The organism is Streptomyces sp. NPDC005494 (assembly GCF_042872025.1).
Taxonomy (GTDB): Bacteria; Actinomycetota; Actinomycetes; order Streptomycetales; family Streptomycetaceae; genus Streptomyces.
The window spans coordinates 1,081,318-1,102,234 of record NZ_JBIAJR010000001.1 but is presented as its reverse complement, the minus strand read 5'-3'; the positions used below and the strand labels follow the sequence as shown (position 1 = coordinate 1,102,234).

General features: G+C 72.2%; 18 protein-coding genes. 16 read left to right on the top strand and 2 right to left on the bottom strand.

Translation table 11 applies throughout. The features are described from left to right. The first annotated feature begins 183 nt into the window (after positions 1–183). A complete protein-coding gene (locus ACFYQ6_RS04895) occupies positions 184–780 on the top strand; it encodes a histidine phosphatase family protein (RefSeq protein WP_361571780.1) in 597 nt (198 codons plus the stop codon). 77 nt (positions 781–857) lie between these two features. Here the strand turns inward: ACFYQ6_RS04895 and ACFYQ6_RS04890 are convergent, their stop codons facing one another. Then, positions 858–2,213, bottom strand: coding sequence for a tetratricopeptide repeat protein (locus ACFYQ6_RS04890; protein WP_361571777.1), 1,356 nt, complete (start codon positions 2,211–2,213; stop codon positions 858–860). Between the two features lie 248 nt (positions 2,214–2,461). Between ACFYQ6_RS04890 and ACFYQ6_RS04885 the strand changes: the two genes are divergently transcribed. From ACFYQ6_RS04885 to ACFYQ6_RS04830, 12 genes are all read left to right on the top strand, one after another. After that, entirely contained in the window at positions 2,462–2,824 is a 363-nt protein-coding gene (locus ACFYQ6_RS04885) for a hypothetical protein (RefSeq protein WP_361571774.1), read from the top strand. Positions 2,825–2,911: 87 nt separating this feature from the next. Next, positions 2,912–3,799, top strand: coding sequence for a fused MFS/spermidine synthase (locus ACFYQ6_RS04880; protein ID WP_361571771.1), 888 nt, complete (start codon positions 2,912–2,914; stop codon positions 3,797–3,799). A gap of 250 nt (positions 3,800–4,049) precedes the next feature. Then, positions 4,050–5,237 (top strand): aspartate-semialdehyde dehydrogenase, encoded by a 1,188-nt coding sequence (locus tag ACFYQ6_RS04875; RefSeq protein ID WP_361571768.1) that lies wholly within the window; start codon positions 4,050–4,052, stop codon positions 5,235–5,237. A 403-nt stretch (positions 5,238–5,640) separates the two neighbouring features. Next, the gene (locus ACFYQ6_RS04870) at positions 5,641–6,741 is read left to right on the top strand and encodes a LuxR C-terminal-related transcriptional regulator (protein WP_388760527.1); all 1,101 of its coding nucleotides are present in this window, start codon (positions 5,641–5,643) and stop codon (positions 6,739–6,741) included. A 113-nt stretch (positions 6,742–6,854) separates the two neighbouring features. Then, entirely contained in the window at positions 6,855–8,285 is a 1,431-nt protein-coding gene (locus ACFYQ6_RS04865) for an aspartate aminotransferase family protein (RefSeq protein WP_361571762.1), read from the top strand. Beyond that, the gene (locus ACFYQ6_RS04860; protein WP_361571759.1) at positions 8,279–9,364 is read left to right on the top strand and encodes an NAD-dependent epimerase/dehydratase family protein; all 1,086 of its coding nucleotides are present in this window, start codon (positions 8,279–8,281) and stop codon (positions 9,362–9,364) included. Before ACFYQ6_RS04865 ends, ACFYQ6_RS04860 begins: the two co-directional genes overlap by 7 nt. Before the next feature lie 31 nt (positions 9,365–9,395). Continuing rightward, positions 9,396–10,607, top strand: coding sequence for an endonuclease/exonuclease/phosphatase family protein (locus ACFYQ6_RS04855; RefSeq protein WP_388760524.1), 1,212 nt, complete (start codon positions 9,396–9,398; stop codon positions 10,605–10,607). Further along, entirely contained in the window at positions 10,604–11,776 is a 1,173-nt protein-coding gene (locus ACFYQ6_RS04850; RefSeq protein WP_241839504.1) for a glycosyltransferase family 4 protein, read from the top strand. Before ACFYQ6_RS04855 ends, ACFYQ6_RS04850 begins: the two co-directional genes overlap by 4 nt. 194 nt (positions 11,777–11,970) lie before the next feature. Next, on the top strand, positions 11,971–12,837 hold the full coding sequence (locus ACFYQ6_RS04845; protein WP_361571753.1) for a UbiA prenyltransferase family protein: 867 nt from the start codon (positions 11,971–11,973) through the stop codon (positions 12,835–12,837). Between the two features lie 9 nt (positions 12,838–12,846). Beyond that, a complete protein-coding gene (locus tag ACFYQ6_RS04840; RefSeq protein ID WP_361571750.1) occupies positions 12,847–13,878 on the top strand; it encodes a glycosyltransferase family 2 protein in 1,032 nt (343 codons plus the stop codon). A gap of 19 nt (positions 13,879–13,897) precedes the next feature. After that, a complete protein-coding gene (locus tag ACFYQ6_RS04835; protein ID WP_361571747.1) occupies positions 13,898–14,947 on the top strand; it encodes a lysylphosphatidylglycerol synthase domain-containing protein in 1,050 nt (349 codons plus the stop codon). Further along, positions 14,941–15,948, top strand: coding sequence for an aldo/keto reductase (locus tag ACFYQ6_RS04830; protein ID WP_388760520.1), 1,008 nt, complete (start codon positions 14,941–14,943; stop codon positions 15,946–15,948). The genes ACFYQ6_RS04835 and ACFYQ6_RS04830 overlap by 7 nt, the downstream gene beginning before the upstream one ends. Positions 15,949–15,965: 17 nt before the next feature. On the opposite strand, the gene ACFYQ6_RS04825 is transcribed toward ACFYQ6_RS04830, so the two are convergent. Then, on the bottom strand, positions 15,966–16,526 hold the full coding sequence (locus tag ACFYQ6_RS04825) for a hypothetical protein (RefSeq protein WP_361571742.1): 561 nt from the start codon (positions 16,524–16,526) through the stop codon (positions 15,966–15,968). A gap of 78 nt (positions 16,527–16,604) precedes the next feature. Between ACFYQ6_RS04825 and ACFYQ6_RS04820 the strand changes: the two genes are divergently transcribed. From ACFYQ6_RS04820 to ACFYQ6_RS04810, 3 genes are all read left to right on the top strand, one after another. Beyond that, a complete protein-coding gene (locus tag ACFYQ6_RS04820) occupies positions 16,605–17,315 on the top strand; it encodes a response regulator transcription factor (RefSeq protein WP_361571739.1) in 711 nt (236 codons plus the stop codon). After that, positions 17,312–18,772, top strand: coding sequence for a sensor histidine kinase (locus ACFYQ6_RS04815; RefSeq protein WP_388760517.1), 1,461 nt, complete (start codon positions 17,312–17,314; stop codon positions 18,770–18,772). The genes ACFYQ6_RS04820 and ACFYQ6_RS04815 overlap by 4 nt, the downstream gene beginning before the upstream one ends. A gap of 135 nt (positions 18,773–18,907) precedes the next feature. Continuing rightward, the gene (locus ACFYQ6_RS04810; protein ID WP_388760514.1) at positions 18,908–20,395 is read left to right on the top strand and encodes a cellulose binding domain-containing protein; all 1,488 of its coding nucleotides are present in this window, start codon (positions 18,908–18,910) and stop codon (positions 20,393–20,395) included. The last annotated feature ends 522 nt before the right edge of the window (positions 20,396–20,917 follow it).

Sequence of the window (20,917 nt, the reverse complement as noted above, 5' to 3'; positions counted from 1 at the left end):
CCCCGCAGGTTGCCCGTGGAGTGAGTGGTAGATGATGGAGTCGGGGTCTCTGCCCGCACCGGTCCCCAGCCGGCTGCCCGTGCCCGTCACCCCGTCGCTGTCCCGGACACCGCTGTCCCGGACCCACCAGATCCTAGGGTCCCCCGATCATCGGATCTCAGTATTTTTTCAGGGAGAGCCGTCATGGCACCGCGAATCCTGCTCGCCCGGCACGGCCAGACACAGTGGTCCGTCCAGGGCAATCACACCGGCAGGACCGACATCCCCCTCCTCGACGCCGGCCGTGAGGGCGCCAAACTGCTCGGCGAGCGCCTGCACCGCGAGCCCTGGGACGGACTGCCCGGGGTCGAGGTGCGGACCAGCCCGCTCGTCCGGGCTTCCGAGACCTGCGCGATCGCGGGCTTCGGCGACCGGGCCGAGCCCTGGGACGCGCTGATGGAGTTCGACTACGGGGACTACGAGGGGCTGACCCCGGCGCAGATCAGGGCGGACCGGCCGGACTGGCTCATCTGGCGCGACGGAGTACCCGGCGGCGAGACCCTGGCGGAGCTCTCCGCCCGGGCGGACGAGGTGGTCGCGTGGGCGCGCTCGGCCGACCGCGACGTGCTGGTCTTCGCGCACGGCCACATCCTGCGGGCGCTGGGGGCGCGGTGGCTGGGCGAGGACGTCTCCTTCGCCGCGCGGATCCGCCTGGAGCCGACTTCGCTGTCGGTGCTTGGCTGGGCATACGGACTTCCTGCCCTGGAACGCTGGAACGACACGGGGCACCTGGACCGCTGACCCCGTCCGCCCGGCCGGCCCGGCCCCACCACTCGCACGGTGAACGGAGCGCCCGGCCGGGGGGCACGGCACGGCGCTCAGGACAGGGGCGGGAGTTCCTCGTAGCGGGCAAGGAGCGCCGTCACCTCGGGGCCGCCCCGCGGCCGTAGCGCCCGTACGGCACTCGCCAGCATCCCCCTGATCCGGGAGGACTGGACCCGGTCCAGCAGGTCCAGCACCTGCTGGCCCGCCGTCGCCGCCTCGTCGGCCGCGCCGGCCCGGGCCAGGTCACCCGCCAGCTGCGCCCTGTACAGCGCGAGGTTCCGGGTGAAGTGCGGGTCCTGCAGCCGGGTCGCCCGGCGCCCGTGCAGCGCCGCCCGCGGCCAGTCACCCAGCGCCGACCAGCACTGCGCCTCCAGCAGCTCCAGTTCCGCCTCCCGGAAGAAGGTCATCCACTCCGGGTCCGCCTCGCTCGCCCCGCGCTCGAACGCCGTACGGGCCCGCCCGATCGCCCGCTCGCACCCCGTACGGTCCCCGAGCCACGCCCGGCCGCCCGCCTCCCGCAACGCCAGCAGGGCCAGCAGCCGCGGCGAGCCGAGAGGTCCGGCCACCCGCTGCCCGGCCTCCGCCGCGCGGACGGCCTCCCGGGCGCGCCCCGTGTCACGGGCCAGGAACGACGCGTTGCAGAACGCGTGCGCCTCCAGCGCGGGATCCCCGGCCAGCCGCGCCGTCGCGAGCGCCTCCGCGTAATGGGAGCGCGCGTCCTCCGTGCGCCCCGAGTCGTGGGCCAGCCAGCCCACCGAGATCGCCAGCTCCCCGGCGCCCGCGTGCAGCCGGTCGGCCGTGCTGCGCCGCGTCGTCGTCCCGCTGTCGAGCAGGGCGTACGCCGCGCGGAGCGGCTGGGACGCTCGCCGGTAGAGACCGTCCGCACCGTGCCGGTCGTCCAGCAGCCGGATCTGGCGCACGGCCTTCTCCACGGCGCTCACCTCGGCCTCGCCCACGCGGCGCTGGACGGGCACGGCGAGAGGGCCCGCCGTGGCGGGCCTGCCGCCCAGGCCCAGGGACGCGGCTGCCACCGTGGTGGTGCCGCTCGTCATGAACACGCGACGCAGCACGTCGCTCTCCTCGTCGATGTCGCAGTCGAGCGTGGGGGGTGTGGTGGGAAGGGACGCAGGTGCCGTGCGGGCCCCCCGTCCGCGCACGCTCTCGCGGGACGAGAAGCCCAGGTCCTCCAGGCTCGCGCCCGGAAACATGTGCAGGAACACCCGTTCGTACGCGTAGTTGGGGCAACGGATCTCCCCGGACTCCACGCGTCCGATGTACCGGGCGTCGCACGCGACCTGTTCACCGATCTCACGGGCGGCCCTGCGGACCGCCGCCGCGAACTCCCCGGCGGAGCGCCGTCCGCGCAGCCGCCGGAAGGCGAGGTTGGGAACTGCCCGTGTCGACACCATGGCGGGGCCCTCTCTGGTGCAGCCGGGCTCCTGCTTCCGGTGTCCCGGCGGAGCAAGAACGTACCGGCTGTGACGGGGCACACAGACAGCGTTTGCCTATAAATTGGACATCTCGCCCCTGATCTGCCATGAACTGCCACCCTTTGCGGCGGCGTGCCGCCGTAGCCCTTGACGCCGTCGGCGCGTTGGTCCATGTGGAGACGGGGCGTGGCCCCGCCGAGACGAGAGGAGGGGTTCCCTTGCCTCACATGGGCCCGGAAACCACACCGTGCGACCTGGTGACCGTCCCGGCGCGTCAGGGCCTGGAAGCCGTCGACATCCTGCGCAGGGGTTCGGACAACGAGGCCGTCGGTCCCGTTCTGCACGACGGGGCCTGTGCCGTCCTCGGCTTCCTCGTGCCCCCCGGCACCGCCGCGGCGTGGGACGTACCCGGCAGCGCGTGTACGCAGACGGACGGCCGCGGGTTCCGTGTCCCCGCCGAGCCGCCCGTCATCGGCGGCGGCTGGCTCCTGCCGCCCGCCGCGGAGGCCCCCGTCACCGACCCGGCCGTCCTCCGGGCCGCCCTCGACCAGGCCGCACGGCTCATCGAGGCGGCCGACAACTGCCGCTGAGGCCATAATGGCGAGGTGGGCGGATCTCCCGCCCTCGTCGGTTCTTCCAGGCAGCCGGCCCGAACCGGTGAGCGAGGACGAGCGCGCGTGGCACGTCGAGGTGCGGCACAGGGGGCGAGCGACCGCAGGCGCTCCGAGCGCCGGCAGGAGCCCGTCTCCGCGACGGTGGACGGCGGCCTCGCCGAGCTGGTGCCCGACCGTGAACGCCCGCGCGGCTGGACCCTGCTGATGGACGGCGCCCCGCAGTCCCACGTGGACCTGGACGACCCCTCGTACCTCTCGTTCGAGTACCAGCGCAGGCTGGGCCACGTCATCGACCTCGCGGCGCCCCCCGGCCGGCCCCTCCAGGTGGTCCACCTCGGAGGCGGGGCCTTCACGCTCGCCCGGTACGTCGCCGCGAGCCGGCCCCGCTCCACCCAGCAGATCGCCGAGATCGACGCCGCCCTGGTGCAGTTCGTGCGACGGGAGCTCCCGCTGGATCCGCAGGCCCGGATACGGGTCCGCTCGGTGGACGCCCGCGCGGGGCTCGCCAAGGTCCCCGACGGCTGGGCGGATCTCGTGATCGCCGACGTCTTCAGCGGCGCCCGTACCCCCGCGCACCTGACCTCGGCCGAATTCCTCGCGGACGTACGCAGGGCGCTCAGGCCCGGCGGGCAGTACGCCGCGAACCTCGCCGACGGGCCGCCGCTCGCCCATCTGCGCGGCCAGATCGCCACGGCCGCCTCGCTCTTCCCCGAACTGGCCCTGGCCGCCGACCCGGCGGTCTGGCGCGGACGACGGTTCGGCAACGCCGTCCTCGTCGCCTCCGACCTGCCGGTCGCCGTCGCCGAACTGACCCGGCGGATCGCGAGCGACCCACACCCCGGCCGCGTCGAACAGGGCCGCGCGCTGGTCGACTTCACGGGAGGCGCCGCCGTCGTCACCGACGCCGGTGCCAAGGCGTCCCCGGCTCCGCCGCCCGGGACCTTCGACTGAGCCGCCCGCGGTGACCGGATCGACCGGACGTGCGATGGCATGCTCCGGCCTGTCCGGTTCCTGACAGCACCGCCCTGTGCCGGAGCCGCGGGTTCGGCGTTTTCATGGGGGTCGCGACGACGCGGAACCGGCTGAGCCGTTCCTGCCGCGCGAGCTCTCCGCGCCTTCCGGCACGGAGACGATGTGCCACCGGCCGGACCGTCCACGGAACGCGTGCCTGAGCTCGGCCCTCGCCAGATCGGAGTACCTGATGGTACGTGCCCAACGCTCCGCGGACCCTTGCATCGTCCTGGTCGGCGCGACCGGTGCGCTCGGAGCCGCCGTCCTCGAACTCATCGGGGAACACCGCATGCGGCACCGGGAGATACGGCTCGTGGCCTCGGCGCAGTCGGCGGGCCGGGAGATTCCCGTCGGCGGACGTACGAAGACGGTGCACGACCTGGAGGACTTCGACTTCGCGGGCGCCGATCTCGTGCTCTTCTGCGCGGGCGAGGCGGTGAGCCGCCGATGGGTGCCCGTGGCGATGGCGGCGGGCGCACTGGTCGTAGACGCCTCCGGTGCCTTCAGCGCGCACCCGGAAGTCCCGCTGGTCGTCCCGTCGGTCAACGACTGCCTGCTGGCCGAGTGCCCGGAGGCCGTCGCGGTGCCCAGCGGCATGACGGTGCCGCTGACGCTCCTGCTGCACGCGGTCGAGCGGTGGCGGGGGGTGCGCCAGGTGGTGATGAGTACATACGAGTCCGCCTCCGGGCTGGGCCACCAGGGAGTCGACGAACTGCTGGAGGGCAGCGAGCTGACGCTGAGCGACCCGGGGGCGGAGCTGCCCGCAGACGGCTTCCGCCCCGCCCTGGCGTTCAATGTCGTACCGGCCGTGGACCGGCTCCTGGAGGACGGGGCCAGCTGTCAGGAACGGCGCCTCGTCGAGGAGACGCAGCGGGTCCTGGGGCTGCCGGACGCGGAGGTGGCGGTGACCTGCGTGCGGGTGCCGGTGGTCAGCGGGCACGGGGCGACGCTCTTCGTGGAGACCGGCGACCCGGTAGACCGGCAGGGGCTCGTGGAACTCCTGGCCTCGCTCCCGGATTTCGTGGTGCACGACGACCTTGTGACGCATGACGGCCAGGTGGTGCGCGACCTCGCGACGCACGACGATCGGGTGGTGTGCGGCGACCTCGTGACGCACGACGGTCCCACGGCGCGCGCAGCGTTCGTGCTGCGCGAAGGGAATGTGCTGGGCTCTGTCCCCACTCCGCTGACGGCGGGCGACCCGGACCGCTTCCATGTGGGCAGGGTGCGGGTGAGTCCGCACACCTCCAGGGGATTCCTGTTGTGGCTGGTCTTCGACAACCTGCGCGCGGGAGGCGCGTCGACCCTTCTGCGGATCGCGAGGATCGCGCTCGCCTCCCGCGCGTCCGATGAGCGGCTGAAAAGCAGCCCTCGCTGAGGCGGACCCCGCCCCGGACGCGGCCGCGCTAGTACCGGGCGGCAGCGGCCGAGGCCGTCCCCTCGCCGGGGGTGTGAGGCGTGGAGTCCCATTTGTCATCGGCGCTCGTGACGAGGGCTGATCCCGGACCCACAGGGACGACGGAACCGGCGAAAACAGCGAGGCCGACGGAACCAGCAATTCCGGCCATCAGGAGGGGCGCTACCAGGGAACGGACTTCAAACCGGCGATTGTGCGCCATTTTGTTTCTCCCTCGATTCGATTCATTCGACAACGCGCGGCACCCGTTCTTCGGGACGTGAAGAGCTTGCCAGCAAAAACCGTCCCGATCCTGGTCCATTGGGTGTCCTATGATGGCGCGGCCACAAGTGGAAAGCGTCGGACGTCGAGCGAAGGGGTGCTCGTGGAGAGCCAGTCACTGTTGGACGAACTCGCGGTTGACGCCTACAGATCAGCGCTGCGAGCCGGTGTTTTCATCGACGAGGAGATCGCGTCCGAGCTCGGTGTGGAGCGGGTACGGATCACCGAAGCGCGCACCGCACTACAGGACTTGCGCCTGTTGAGCCCGGGCGCCGGCCCCGCGATCCCGCTCGACCCGGAGGTCGTCGAGGTCGAACTGATTGCGCCGCTGGAGATGTCGGTCGCCCGTCAGCGAAGACAGATAGCCGGAATTCACCGTCAGTTGAACGCGCTGTCAGCATTATATCGCTCAGTCGAGCACCGCCATGGCACAGATGTGTCGATACGCGTTCTCGATAATGCCGCCGAGGTGCGCCGTGAGATCGACCTCGCCCGGCATCGCTGTGTCAAAGAACGCCTGAGTCTTCAGCCCGGGGGTGGCAGGTCGGCGCCACTTCTTCAGCAGGATCTCGTACAGACGCAAGAATTACTGCGGCGCGGTGTCCGGGTCCGCACGCTCTATCAGCACACCGCGCGTTCCAGCCTCACCACCCGCAGCTATGTCGCCCAGATCTGTGAAGAGGGTGCCGAGGTGCGGACCTCGGCAGAGCTCTCCGAACGGCTCATCGTCTACGACCGCCACACCGCCTTCGTGCCCAAGGAGAGGAAGGGCGCCGAGCCGCCCGGCGCGGCCGTCGTCACCGATCCGACCCTGGTGGCCTATCTCTGCCGGTCCTTCGAAGCGGCCTGGCAGGTGGGCCGGCCCTTCAACAGTGCGGAGCCCGCCGACCAGCAGCAGGTGAGCGCGGAACTGCGGTCCTCCATCCTGCGGTTGATGGCCATGGGGCTCAAGGACGAGGTCATCGCGCGGCGGCTGGGCATGGCGACCCGTACCTGCCGTCGCTATATCTCCGCGCTGATGACGGAACTCGGTGCCACCAGCCGGTTCCAGGCCGGTGTCCTCATCGGCCGGCAGGCCGCAGAGGGTGGCACGGACGACGTCCTGGGCGGCGTCCCGGCCGATGACCAGGGCGATGAGGCCGACGACCGGACCGATGCCCCGGCCGGAGTTCCGGCCGACGAGGGGATCGCTGTCCACAAGTAGCCGTACCGCCACCGGACGCCGGTGGCACCTCGTGCCAGGGTCCACTCCCGTGCGACGTTGTTCGTGCCGGCAGACAACGATGTCGCACGATGACGTTGCATGGGAGAGGCCCAATGGCACAGCTCATCACTCTCGACGAGGCGGAGAAGCTCGACGTCGACGAGGTGCACGATCTCTACCGCACCTATATCAACAAGAGCCAGGTCAGGCTGATGACCTCCTTCGGCTTCGGCCAGGAGCTCGTCGACCACGCGGAGGGCGCTTACGTCCACACCCGCGACGGACGCAGGATCCTCGACTTCACCGGTGGCGTGGGCGTACTCAACCACGGGCACAACCACCCGCGGATCGTGGCGGCCCGCAAGCGCTTCCAGGAACAGCGGCGGATGGAGGTGCACAAGACCTACTTCTCGCCCTATCTGGCCGCTCTCGGCCACAACCTGGCGGCCGTTCTGCCGGGCGACCTCAACCGCTCCTTCCTGCCGAACTCCGGTGCGGAGGCGGTGGAGGGGGCCGTCAAGATGGCGTACAAGTACCACGGTGGCAAGCGCAAGCGGATTCTGCGGGCCGACATCAGCTTCCACGGAAAGCTGCTCGGCTCCGGAGGGCTCACCGGGAGCACCCAGAACCACTTCGACTTCCCGACCATCCCCGGTATCGGCACCTTCGCCTACGGCGACCTCGAATCCGTCCGCCGGGCGCTGGCCGAGGCCCGCGACGCGAACGGCCGCAGCGATGTGTACGCGCTGCTCATCGAGCCGTTCAGCGCGTCCACGATTCGCTGGTGCTCCGAGGAGTTCCTGCGTGGGCTGCGCGAACTCTGCACGGCCGAGGACATCATCCTGATCTTCGACGAGATCTACACCGGCTGGGGCAAGACCGGCAGCATGTTCCACTTCACCCGCTACGAGGGCCTGGTGCCGGACGTCGTGACGACCTCGAAGTCGTTCGGCGGCGGCAAGTCCTCCATCTCCGCCTTCGTGGCACGCGAACCCGTCTTCCGCAAGGTGTACGACAACATGACGGACGCCATGATGCAGAGCACGAGTACGACGTACTACGGCTTCGGCGAGGAGACCGCGACCGCGATCGAGGCGATCTCCGTCGCGGTGGAGGACGACTACCCGGCGCGGGCCCGTGCCATCGAGGACGTCCTGCGGCCGGGGCTGGAACGCATCCAGAAGACCTACCCGGACCTGATCGCCGACGTGCGCGGATCGGGGGCGCTGTTCGGGGTCTTCCTCTCCGGCGGCCCCAAGATCCTCGACCTGGTGGGCAAGCTGCCGGCCGGCGGTCTCGCCAAGGACCCGCTGATCCGTACGAAGATCATCACGGCGGCGGTGATCGACACCCTGTACCGCAAGCACGACGTCTACTCCTACTACACGCTCAACGGCCGCAGCCCGCTGGTCGTGAGCCCGCCCCTGGTGGCAGGACCGGACGAGGTGGAACGTTTCCTCGACGCCCTGGACGCCACCCTCTCCGAGGGCATGAGCCGGCTGCTGGCCCGCTTCATGAAGGAGCGGGTGAGCTCGCTGTGGTGAACCCCGGGAACGAGAAGGGCGCCCTGTCCGCACTGCCCGGCCGCGTCACGGTCACCGGAGCCGCCGGTGTGCTCGGCGCGCACCTGGTGGAGCGGCTGCTGAAGGAGGGGCGAGAGGTCCACGCCTTCGACCTCAGGCCGGTGCCGGCCGCTTCCGGCCTGACCTCCTCCACCGGAGACATCCGGGACGCGGGCGCTGTGCGCAGGGCGCTCGACGGCGCCGATGCCCTCGTGCACTGCGCGTCGGCGCTGCCCAGCTACCCCGCCGCCGACATCCGGTCCATCGTCGTCGAAGGCACCACCACCGTGCTGGAGGCGGCCAGGACCGTACGGACCCCGAGGGTCGTGCACATCTCCTCGACCGCTGTGTACGGGCTGCCCAAGCGGGTGCCGACTCCGGAGGACCATCCGCACGAGCCGGTGGACACCTACAGCAGGGCCAAGGCGGAGGCGGAGAAGGTCGCCGAGCGGTACCGCGCCGAGGGCATGTGCCTGCCGGTGCTGCGGCCCAAGACCTTCGTGGGGCCGGGCCGCATGGGCCTGTTCGACATGCTCTTCCAGTGGGCCGAGGAGGGCCGCAACTTCCCGGTGCTCGGCCGCGGCGACGTACGCATCCAGATGCTCGCCCTGGACGACCTCGTGGACGCGGTGATCACCGTGCTGCGGGCCCCGGACGAGGTCGCGCACGACACGTACAACATCGGCGCCGTCGAGTTCGCCACCCTGCGCGAGGACTTCCAGGCGGTCCTGGACGCGGCGGGGCACGGCAAGTCGGTCAGATCGATCCCGGGCCGTCCCGCCGTCGCGGTGCTGCGGGCGCTGGAGCGTACGGGGATCTCCCCGGTGTACGGGCGGCTGCTCTACAAGCTGCTCGACGACTCCTACGTCAGCGTCGACAAGGCACAGGAACGGCTCGGCTTCCGGCCCCGCCAGTCAAACCGGGAAGCCATCCTGCGTACGTACTCCTGGTGGCGCGGGCAGCGCTCGGCCGCCCCGCCGGCGGTGAGCCGGGACGGTGGCCGGACCAGCACGGACCCCTGGCGTCAGGGAGCCCTCGGTCTCGCGAAGGTCTTCTTCTGACATGGCCGGAGCCCGAGTGCCGGGGACACCCATGCCCGTTTCCGGTCTCCCCGGCACGGACGAGGTACCCCCCACGCACGAACCCACCGGCGCGGAAGGGGACACCGAGTCCGCGCCCTCCCCGGGCGGGTCCGCGGCCGAAGGGCCCGGAGAAGCCCCCCGGGCCCGCCGCTGGTGCCGGGGCACCCGCCTGCTGGTGGGGGCCTGCGCCGCCTGGACCCTGCTCCTCGGCCTGCACGTCCTGCTCGCGGGGAACTGGTGGCTGTGGCTGCTCGTCGAGGCGGTACCCCCGCTGACGCTGGTGGCCGTGCCGCTGCTGCTCCTCGCGGTGACACCGCTCGCCCGGCCGGTACGCCGATGGCTGGCCCCCGTGCTGGTGCTCCTGCTCCTGGCCGGCGCCCACCTGTCCGGCTTCGGACCCGGCCGGCCGGGCGGCAGCACGGGCACCACCGCCGGCGGCACCGAGGTCAAGGTGTTCGCCTGGAGCACGGACTACTGGCAGATGGACGACGACAAGCAGGACTTCTACGCCTTCCTGCGGGCCCAGGACGCCGATGTGTACCTCCTCCAGGAGTACCTCTACTGGGAGGGGGACGAGCCGGTCAGGATCGATGACACGGCCCGGCTGCGCAAGGAGTTCCCCGGCTACCACGTCTCCGTCGAGGGGGAGCTGCTGACCCTCTCCCGGCTGCCCGTGGTCGCCGAGCACCACCGCCGCGTCCCGGACACCGGCACGGCCTGGTACCACGAGGGAAGCAAGGCGCAGCGCACCGACATCCGGGTCGGGGACCGCACGGTCTCCTTCTACAACGTGCACATGCCGGTCCCCTTCCAGGTCGGCGACAACCCGCTCTCCGGCCGCTTCTACCGCTTCCTGCGGGACCAGTACGAATGGCGCGACCGCGAACTGGACGCCCTGCGCTCCGATCTCGCGGAGAACCCCCACCCGGCCCTGCTGACCGGGGACTTCAACTCACCCTGGACGGGCGGCCTCCTCGACCCCGCCCCGGGCACCCAGGTGCACAGCCCCGGGAGCGGAGTCCTGCCCGCCCGTTCCTGGCCCGTCTCCGACTACCCGCTGCCCCGGCTGTGGCGGCTGGACTGGCTGTTCACCACCGAGGACCTGGCCGTGCCCGGCTACCGCTTCGACGGCGGCGGGGACTTCTCGGACCACGCGGCCCAGGAGATCCGACTCGTCGTTCCCGACCCCACCGCCTCCGGACACCCGAAGGAGACCCGATGAGCCCGCAGGACAACCCCCTGAGCGAGGGATCCACCATGCGCCCCAGCCGGTTCCACGTGACGGTGATGCTCGACTACTACGCCCCCTACGTCAGCGGCCTGACAGAGGCCGCGCGGCTGACCGCCGAGGGTCTGGCCGCCCGGGGCTGGAACATCGCGGTGGTGTGCGCCCAGCACGACCCGAAGCTGCCCCGGTACGAGGTGATCAACGGCGTCCATGTCTTCCGGGCGCCCGTTCTCGCCAACATCAGCCGCGGCTTCGTGTCCCCCGCGCTGCCGCTGCTGGCCCGGCGTCTCGCCGCCCGCTCCGACATCCTCCACATGCACCTGCCCAACCCCGAGGCGGCCTTCGTCGCCGCGCTGAAGGGCAGCGCCCGTCTCGTCGTGACGTACCACATCGACGTGTTCCTGCCTGACAGCCCGGTGAACCGCTTCGGGATGCGCGCCGTCGACGAGGTCTGCAAGGTGGCGGTCCGCAAGGCGGACATCGTCATCACCAACAGCGAGGACCAGGCGCGGGGTTCGCGGATCTGGCCGACGATCCGCCGCCGCAGGCTCGTCCCCATCTCCTCGCCCTGCGTCGACCGCAACGGCGGTTCGCCGCGGCTGCGCGACGGCGACGGGCTGCACATCGGCTTCATGGGGCGGATCACCGTCGACAAGGGCATCGAGTACCTCATCCGCGCCTTCCGCTCGATGTCCGACCCGAAGGCCAGGCTGCTGATCGCGGGGGACTACACCACCGTCGCGGGCGGCAGCAACATCGCCGAGCTGCGCGCGGAGGCCGGCGACGACCCGCGGATCCGCTTCACCGGGCTGCTGCGGGGCGAAGCGGTACGCGACTTCTACGCCTCGATCGACGTCTTCGCGCTCCCGTCGATCTCCGAGTCCTTCGGCATCGTGCAGGTCGAGGCCATGATGGCCGGGGTCCCCCCGGTGAGCACCGACCTGTCCGGCTCCCGCTACCCGGTGGCGTCCACCGGCTTCGGGCGGCTGGTTCCGCCCCGGGACCCCGAGGCGCTGCGCGAGGCACTGCTGGAGATGGCTCACCTGCCGGACGAGGACCGCAGGGCCGGAGCGGAGACGGCGACCAAGCTGTTCGGCGGGGACGCGTTCCTCGACGCCCACGAAGAGGCGTTCCGGCGGCTGCTCCCCGGCGGGCGGCTGTGAACCGGGCCGGTGGCGGGGACGCCGTGAAGACCGGGAGCGCGGAGAGCCGGACGGTCCCGGCGCCCCCGTCGCGCGGGGCGGCCACCGCCGTCGTGACCGCCGAGGTCCCGTTACGCGAATGGCGCGGGCGCCAGCGGTCCGCCTCCCCTCCGGGGGCGGGCGCGGTCCGCACACCGCCGAGGCGCCGGAGGAGGATGCCCGCGCCGCTGGTGCTGCTGCGGCCCAGGCAGTGGATCAAGAACATCTTCGTCCTGGTCGTCCCACTGGCCCTGGACCCCGCCGCCCTGACGCGGCACCCGGGACGCGGCGTCGCCGCGGTCGTGGCGTTCACGGCGGCCTCGGCGGCCGTCTACGTGCTCAACGACTGGCTGGACCGTGAACGGGACCGGCTGCACCCGGTCAAACGCCACCGGCCCCTGGCCGGCGGGCGGATAGGCCCGGTCGGGGCGGCGCTGCTGGGCGCGACGTGCCTGGCGACCACGGTCGCCTGCGCGGCGGTCCTCCCGGGCGCCGCCCAGGCGGCGATCGCCGGGTACGGCGTGATCAACCTGGCCTACTGCCTGGCGCTGAAGCACCACTCGCTCGTCGACGTCAGCCTGGTCGCCTCCGGATTCGTCCTGCGCGCCGTGGCGGGCTGCGTGGCGGTGGCGGCGCCCTTCAACCCCGCGCTGATCATCTGTGTCTACTGCACCTGCCTGCTGCTCTCGCTCGGCAAGCGCCGGCACGAACTGGCCGCCGCCGACCTGCTCGGGCAGGCCTCCGCCCAGCGCCCGGCCCTCGCCGGGTACTCGGTGCCGCTGCTCGACCAGCTCATGACCCTGCTGCTGGCCGCCACGCTGATCAGCTACGAGCTGTTCGTCCTGTCCGCGCCCCATCCGCACGCGGCCGTACTGGCCGTCGCCACCGTGCCCTTCGCCGTCTTCGCCGTCTGCCGCTACGTCCAGATGGTGGCGGTCAGGAGCAGCGGCGGGGAGCCCGGACGGGATGTGCTCACGGATGTGCCGCTCGTGATCAACGCCGTGCTGTGGCTGGCCTGCCTGGCCGCCGGCCGACTCCTGTGAGGTGTGCTCGTGCGACCGACCCTTGTCTCCGTCATCATTCCCAACTACAACTACGCGCGGACCATCCGCCAGTGCCTCACGGCCGTGGCCGCCCAGAGTTATCCGCACATCGAGATCGTCGTCGTCGACGACGGCAGCACCGACGAATCCCCCCGGATCGCCGAGGAGTTCCCCGTACGGCTGATCCGTACGGCCAACGCGGGGGTCTCCGCCGCCCGCAACACCGGGGTGCGGCACAGCACCGGTGACGTCCTCTTCTTCCTCGACTCCGACATCGCGTTGCGCCCCGACGCCGTCCGGCGCGCGGTGGACGTACTGGAGTCGGATCCGCGGATCGGCTTCGTGTGCGGCATCTACGACTCGGTACCGCTGATCGACGACGGTGCCGTGGAGCGCTACAAGGTGCTGCACGGGCACTACTGGCGGCGTCGCACGGCGGGCGAGGTCAAGGCCGCGTACTTCTCACTCGGGGCGATGCCCCGCGCCGCCTACGACCGCGCGGGTCCCCTGGACGAGAGCCTGCGCGACACCGAGGACGTGGAGTACGGGGCTCGCCTCTCGGCCGTCTCGACCGTGCTGCTCGACCCCCGAATCGTGGGCCGGCACGACGACGACGACAGGATCGGGATTCTGCTGCGCAAGCAGTACCGCCGCTCGGTCCCCCTGGTCGCGCTGTTCGGCGACCGCGACCGTGCGGGCAGACCACAGCTTTCGGACACCGCCTACCGCCCGAAGGCGGTCGCCGGTACCGGTCTGGCGCTGGCGGGGCTCGCCGCGGCGCCCCTGTGGCCGGTGGCGGGCGCGATCGCGGCCACGGCGGGGGCGGCGGTGTTCGTCGCCGAGGAGTGGGGCCTGCTGAAGTTCCTGCGCGCGACGGCTGGCGTACGTGCCCTGCCGCTGATGGCCGGGCTGCACACCCTGATGACCGCTACCACCGGGGTGGCCGCCCTGGTGGGGGCGGTCCGCTGGACGGGCTCACCGTCCTTCAGGCGCCGCTACTCCAACCCGCCGGCCACGGGCGGCGCGGTCGCCGATGTCTAGGACGGCGCCCGGAGGCACCGTGCCTGGACCGGCTGTCTCCGGTGAGGGGGCGCCCCCGGAGGGCCGGGGGCGCCGGGCCTCCGTGCGGGCCTTCGCGCGGCGCCCCTGGGTCCGGGGGACGACGACCGCCGTGGTGCTCGTGCTCTGTGCCGGGTTCCTGGTGCACTCCTTCGCCCGGGACGGGGCGGCCACCCGCACGGCCGTCGGACTGCTGGGACCCGTGCTGCCCCTGGCCCTGGTCCCGGCGCTGGCGGGGCTGTGGCTGACGGCACTCTCCTGGCGCGAACCCCTCCAGGCCCTGTCGGTCCCCCTGTCCCGCCCCTCGGCCGTACGCATATTCGCGGCGGGCCAACTGGGCAAGTACGTACCGGGGGTGATGTGGTCGATCGTGCTCCAGTCCCGCCTCGCGGCGGCCTCGGGGATCACCGTCTTCCACTTCACCGCCGCTTTCGGGCTGTACGCCGCCGTGTCCCTCGGCACCGGCGGGGTGCTGGGGCTGGCCGCCCTGGCGCGGCACGCCTACGGGACGGGGGCGGCGCTCGTGGCCGCCGCCCTGGTCCCGGTTCTGCTGCTCGTCCTGCCCCGGCTGCTGGCGCTCTCCGTGCGGCTGGTGAAGACGGTGCCGTCACTGGCCCGCAGGCTGGCGCCGGTCCCGCTCCCCGTGCTGCGCCGCTCCGTGTGGCTGTGCGCCGTGTCGTGGGTCGTGACCGGTGTCCATCTCTGGCTGCTCGCGGTCGCCCTGGGCGCCGACCCGCTCGCGGCCGTAGTGCCCTGTGTCGCGGGGTTCGCCGTGGCGACCTCGCTCAGCAGTCTGGTGGTGGTCGTCCCGGACGGGCTCGGGGTGCGGGAGGCGCTGCTCGCGGTGTCCCTCGCCTCCGTCCTGCCCGCCCCGGAGGCCGCCGCGGCCGCCGCCGCCAGTCGGCTGGTTCTGGCGGCTGCTGACGTACTCGCCTTCGGCTACGGTTCGTTGGCCGCGCGGACACCCCGCCCAGTCCCCGCGACCCACGCTCCGGCCTCCCACGTTCCCTCCTCCTCACCGCACCACCGACGAAAGGACGACGCATGCTGACGACGGTCTACGGAGAGTCGGTCATGGACCGGCTCCGAGGCACCCGAGTCGCCCTCGGCACCATGTACTTCGGCACCACCGTCGACGAGAGGACGTCACGGGAGATCCTCGACCGCTACACCGAGCGCGGCGGCCGGCTGCTGGACACCGCGAACTGCTACGCCTTCTGGTCGCCCGGCGGCACGGGTGAGGAGTCGGAACTGGTCATCGGCCGCTGGCTGGCCGCTGCGGGCGTCCGGGACGAGATGCTGATCGCCACCAAGGTCGGCTGCCTGCCCGATCCGCTGGACGGGCCGTTCCCCGAATCCGCCGAAGGGCTGGCCCCCGACGTGGTGTTCAAGCAGTTCGAGCGGAGCACCGAGCGGCTGGGGCGCCCCTCCGTCGACGTGTACTTCAGCCACGCCGACGACCCGAGGACGCCGCTCGCCGACACCCTGGGCGCCCTCTCGGAGCTCGTGCGCTCGGGGCGGGTCGGTGTCGTCGGCGCGAGCAACCCGGGCGCCGCCCGGCTGGCCGAGGCGGCACGCCTCGCCGCGGACGACCCGACGACGGCGGCCCCGAGGGTGATCCAGGCACGCCACTCCTACCTCTGGCCCGACCCGGCGGCCGACATCCGGCCGCAGCTTCCGCTGGACCACGACCTGTTCGCCCACGCCCGCGAGCACGGCGCGCTGCTCCAGGGGTACTCGCCGCTGCTCCAGGGTGCCCTCACGCGGGCGGACCGGCCGCTCTCGCCCGAGTACCGCAGCCCTGTGAACGAGCGGCGGCTGAGCAGGCTGCGCGAACTGGCCGGACGGCTCGGAGTGACCGCCAACCAGCTGTCCCTGGCATGGATGGCCGGGGGCCCGGTGCCCGTCATGCCGGTGCTCGGCGTGAGCAGCGTGGCCCAGCTCGACGAGGCCATGGACGGGCTGGAGCTGGAGCTGGAGAAGGAGATCCGGGACGAGCTCGACGCGCTGGCCCCGCTCGGCCCCTCCGGCGCCTCCGCCGTCTCCGGGTGATCACGGACGGGGCGGGCTCACTGGTCGACGACCTCGACGATCGGCGGATGTCCGTTCCAGGTGCAGAAGACGGAGACCGTCGCGCCCGCCCCGTCGCCGAAGTCCACCCGGATCCACTCCGGGTTCGTCCACACCTGCATCGACCAGCCCGTCTCCGGCGTGGCCGACACGAGCTCGGCAGAGTCGTCCGCCAGCTCCAGGACGACCCGGCCGCCTCGTGTCGGGTAGCTCTTCATCTTGCCCGAGGCCGCCGAGGGCGGCCGGGACTCCGCAGGGCTCCGGTCGCCCGACGGCGGGGCGGAGGGCCGCGGGGAGGCCGGCGCGCGGGACGGGGCGGCACTGCTCGGGGACGGCGAGGCCGAGGGCGAGCGGGTCGTTGACGGCAGCGCGCGGTGGGTGGAGGACGACACCGGCTCGTCCGTGGCCTGACCGCCCCGCGCCTCCACCGAGATCGGAACGGCGAGCGGAGGGTCGTACGCCGTCCCCGACATGACGGTGTGCACGCCCCACCACGACAGGGTGACCGCCGCCCCGGTGGCGAGCGACCACGCGATCACGTGTACGAGTCCTCGTTGCATCGGGCACATCCTGCACCACCCGTCCACGCGCTGTCCTGGAGGGGACCGTGTTCCTCCGGATGGGCTACGGTGCGGCGCATGCCTAGTGTGCTCGTGGTCGAGGACGACCAGTTCGTACGTTCCGCCCTCATCCGGCACCTGACCGAGGCCTCCCACACGGTACGGAGCGTCGGAACCGCGCTCGAAGCGCTGCGCGAGGTCGCGCACTTCCGCTTCGACGTCGTCGTCCTCGATCTCGGACTGCCCGACCTCGACGGCGGCGAGGCCCTCAAGATGCTGCGCTCCATCACCGACGTACCCGTGATCATCGCGACCGCGCGTGACGACGAGGCCGAGATAGTCAGGCTGCTCAACGACGGGGCCGACGACTACCTGACCAAGCCGTTCTCGGTGGAGCACCTCTCCGCCCGCATGGCGGCCGTCCTGCGCCGCACCCGTGGGCCCGGCGCCCAGGCCCCGCCGCCGCGCGTCCTCCAGGTCGGCGGACTCTCCATCGACCCGCTCCGCCGGCAGGCCGAACTGGACGGCACGGCACTGGACCTGACCCGCCGCGAGTTCGACCTGCTGGCCTTCCTCGCGAGCCGCCCCGGCGTCGTCGTCCCGCGCCGCGAGCTGCTGGCCGAGGTCTGGCAGCAGTCGTACGGCGACGACCAGACCATCGACGTCCACCTCTCCTGGCTGCGTCGCAAGCTGGGGGAGACGGCCGCACGGCCGCGCTATCTGCACACCCTGCGCGGAGTCGGCGTCAAGCTCGAACCCCCGGCTCCGGCGGCCGGGCAGCCCGCATGAGATGGGCCCTGGTCAAGGTCTGCCTGGCCGTCACCGCCATGGTCGTGATCGCGTTCGCCGTGCCGCTCGGGCTGGTCATCAAGGAGATGGCCCGCGACCGCGCCTTCTCCGACGCCGAGCGGCAGGCCGCCACCATCGGCCCCACCCTCACCATCACCACCGACCGTGAGGAACTGACCCGGGCCGTCCTGTCCACCGAGCCCGGCGGCCGTGGACGCCTCGCGGTGCACGTCCCCGCCCCCGAACAGGGCGGCTCCCGGCTGGAGATCGGCACCCGGCGGGCCACCCGGGCGGACCTGGAGACCGTACGGAAGTCGGGCCGCGCCGCCATCGCCGAGGTCCGGGGCGGCTCCGCGCTGCTCCAGCCCACGGCGCTCGGCTCCGGAGGCATCGCCGTCGTCGAGGTGTTCGTGCCCGAGAACGAGGTGTCCAACGGCGTCGGCACCGCCTGGCTGGTACTCGCGGGAGTCGGAGTGGCGCTCGTCGTCGGTTCGGTGGCCGTCGCCGACCGGCTCGGTGTGCGGATGGTGGAGCCCGCGCAGCGCCTCGCGGGCGCCGCCCTCGACCTGGGCGAGGGGCGGCTGGGAACCAGGGTTCCCGAGGAAGGGCCCACCGAACTGCGCTCCGCGGCGGTCGCCTTCAACTCCATGGCCGACCAGGTGGTCCAGCTCCTGGCCAACGAACGCGAGCTGGCCGCCGACCTGTCGCACCGGCTCCGCACCCCGCTGACCGTGCTCCGCCTCAACGCCGCCTCGCTGGGCGAGGGCCCGGCCGCCGAGCAGACCAGGGCCGCCGTCGAACAGCTGGAGCACGAGGTCGACACGATCATCCGTACGGCACGCGAGCAGCGCCCCCAGACCCAGGGCCCCCCGGGCGCCGGAGCCGGGTGCGACGCCTCCGAGGTCATCAGGGAACGCATGGGCTTCTGGTCGGCGCTGGCCGAGGACGAGGGCCGCACGGTGCGCCTCGCGGGCGTGGACCGGTCGGTACGCATCCCCGTCGGCCGGCCCGAACTGGCCGCAGCCCTCGACGCGTTGCTCGGCAACGTCTTCCGGCACACCCCGGAGGGCACCGCGTTCGCCGTCGACGTGCACCACAGCGGCGACGCCGTCATCGTGCTGGTGTCGGACGCCGGGCCCGGCATACCCGATCCGGAATCCGCCCTGGCCAGGGGAGCCAGCGGGAGCAACGGCGCGAAGGGCGGGGTGGGATCGACCGGCCTCGGCCTCGACATCGTCCGCAGGGTCGCCGAATCCACCGGCGGAGATCTGCGCATCGGGCGCTCGGTGCTCGGCGGCACGGAGGTCCGCATCTGGATCGGGCTCGACGGCGGCGCGGCCGAACGGGCACGCGGGGGTCACCGGGTGGGGCGGCGGAGCGGCAGGCGAGGACCACGGGGAGTGAGGAGCCGGAACACAGCGTTCCGGGGCGGTCCGGGAGCCGGCTCCCACCTTTAACCGGCGCCGATGCCCTCCTTAAGCCCACCTCAAGAACCTCAACTCCGGTCCCATGCGTCCCTTTTGCCTGTTCCGGGGCGGCTAGCGTGCTGACGCGGACCCCCCACCCCCCAGCAGGACAGAGGCAGGCACGCGATGGTCACCAGTACGCACCGCCGCAGGACGAGCACCCGCACGAAGGCGGTCGGCGCCCTCGTCGCCGCGGCGGTCGTCGGCGGTACGGTCTTCGCCCTCACCGGCACCGCCCAGGCCGCGGCGGTCGGCGCGGCCTACACGAGGACCAGCGGCTGGACCGGCGGATACACCGGTCAGTACGTCGTCTCGAACGACACCGCGACCGTGCAGTCCGGCTGGACACTCGAATTCGACCTGCCCGCCGGCACGAAGATCGACTCGTTGTGGAACGGCGAGCACACCGTCAGCGGCAACCACGTCACCGTGAAGCCCGCGAGCTGGAACGCGGACATCGCCCCCGGCGCCTCCGTGACGATCGGCTTCGTCACGGCGTCCACGGGTACGGCCGCCGACCCGGAGGGCTGTCTCATCAACGACGCCGCCTGCTCCGCGCAGGGCGGTACGACGCCGGAGCCCAGCGGACGCCCCACCGGGACGCCCACGCCCACGGAAGCGCCCACGGAGGCGCCCACCGAGGCACCGGAGCCCACGAAGACCGCGACGGCCGATCCGGAACCGACCGCAGAGCCGTCGCAGACGCCCGGCGGGTCCACCGGCGGCGCCGGCTTCTCCCCGTACGTCGACACCTCCCTCCACCCGGCCTACGACCTGCTGGACACCGCCTCCAGGACCGGCGTCAAGGAGTTCACCCTCGCCTTCATCACCTCGGGCGGCGGCTGCGCCCCGCTGTGGGGCGGCGTGACGGGGCTCGGGGACGACCACGTGGCCTCGCAGATCACGGCGCTGCGCGCCGAGGGCGGCGACGTCCGGGTCTCCTTCGGCGGTGCGGCCGGCGCGGAACTGGCGCTGAACTGCTCCTCGGCATCCGAGCTCGCCGCCGCGTACGGGAAGGTCGTCGACGCGTACGGGCTGACCAAGGTGGACTTCGACATCGAGGGCGGCGCCCTGCCGGACGCCGCGGCCAACTCGCGCCGCGCGCAGGCCATCGCCCAGCTGCAGGAGGCGCACCCGGACCTCGACGTCTCCTTCACCCTGCCCGTGATGCCCGAGGGGCTGACCCAGCCGGGTGTGGACCTGATCGCGGACGCGAAGAGGAACGGCGTCACGATCGACGCGGTCAACATCATGGCGATGGACTACGGCGCCTCCTACAGCGGTGACATGGGCGACTACGCCGTCCAGGCCGCCACCGCCACACAGGCGCAGCTCAAGGGCGTGCTCGGCCTCTCGGACGCGGCTGCCTGGAAGACCGTCGCGGTCACCCCGATGATCGGCGTGAACGACGTCGCCACCGAGGTCTTCACCGTCGAGGACGCCACCCAACTGGTCGGCTTCGCCGAGGAGAAGGGCATCGGCCGGCTGGCGATGTGGTCGGGAACGCGGGACGTGCAGTGCGCCGGTGGTGCGAAGCCGGCCGCGGACGCGACCTGCAGCTCGATCCTCCAGGAGCCGCTGGCCTTCACCAAGGCGTTCGGCGCCTTCCGGTAGCCACGCCCCCCTGACCACCCCTCGACGCGCGCGCCCCGGCCGGCCCCACCCCCCCCACATCCGGCCCGGGGCGCGCGCTCCTTTGCCGTTCCCGCCGCGGCGCGCGCCGCGGCCTCCCCGTCCGATCGCCGGGGCGGTTCAGGGGCCGCGTCCCGGCACAAGCGGAACCGCTCCGTGATGCAACGGAGTTCGGGGAAAGAACGCGCGAAGACCTCGTGACCCCCCAGGGCGCCCCCACAAGGCCTCGCCCCGTTCATTTTCCGGCGGGCGTGATCGCCGGGCCGCGCTGCCCGGCACCCTTTCGGATCCGGCGTGGAAATACCGGCCGTGGCCGGGCCGTTCCGGTCCCCACGAGAGGCGTTTCGTGGCCCAACACCACCTGACCTGCGCAGACTCGGGCCGCAGCAGATGACGCATGCAGGACGTCAGAGTTAACGCAAGCCCTCTGCCGGACACGGTCGCGTGACTTGCAGGACACGCTCGGGCAACGGAAGCGTCTTCAAGTCTTGACACCCACCCCCT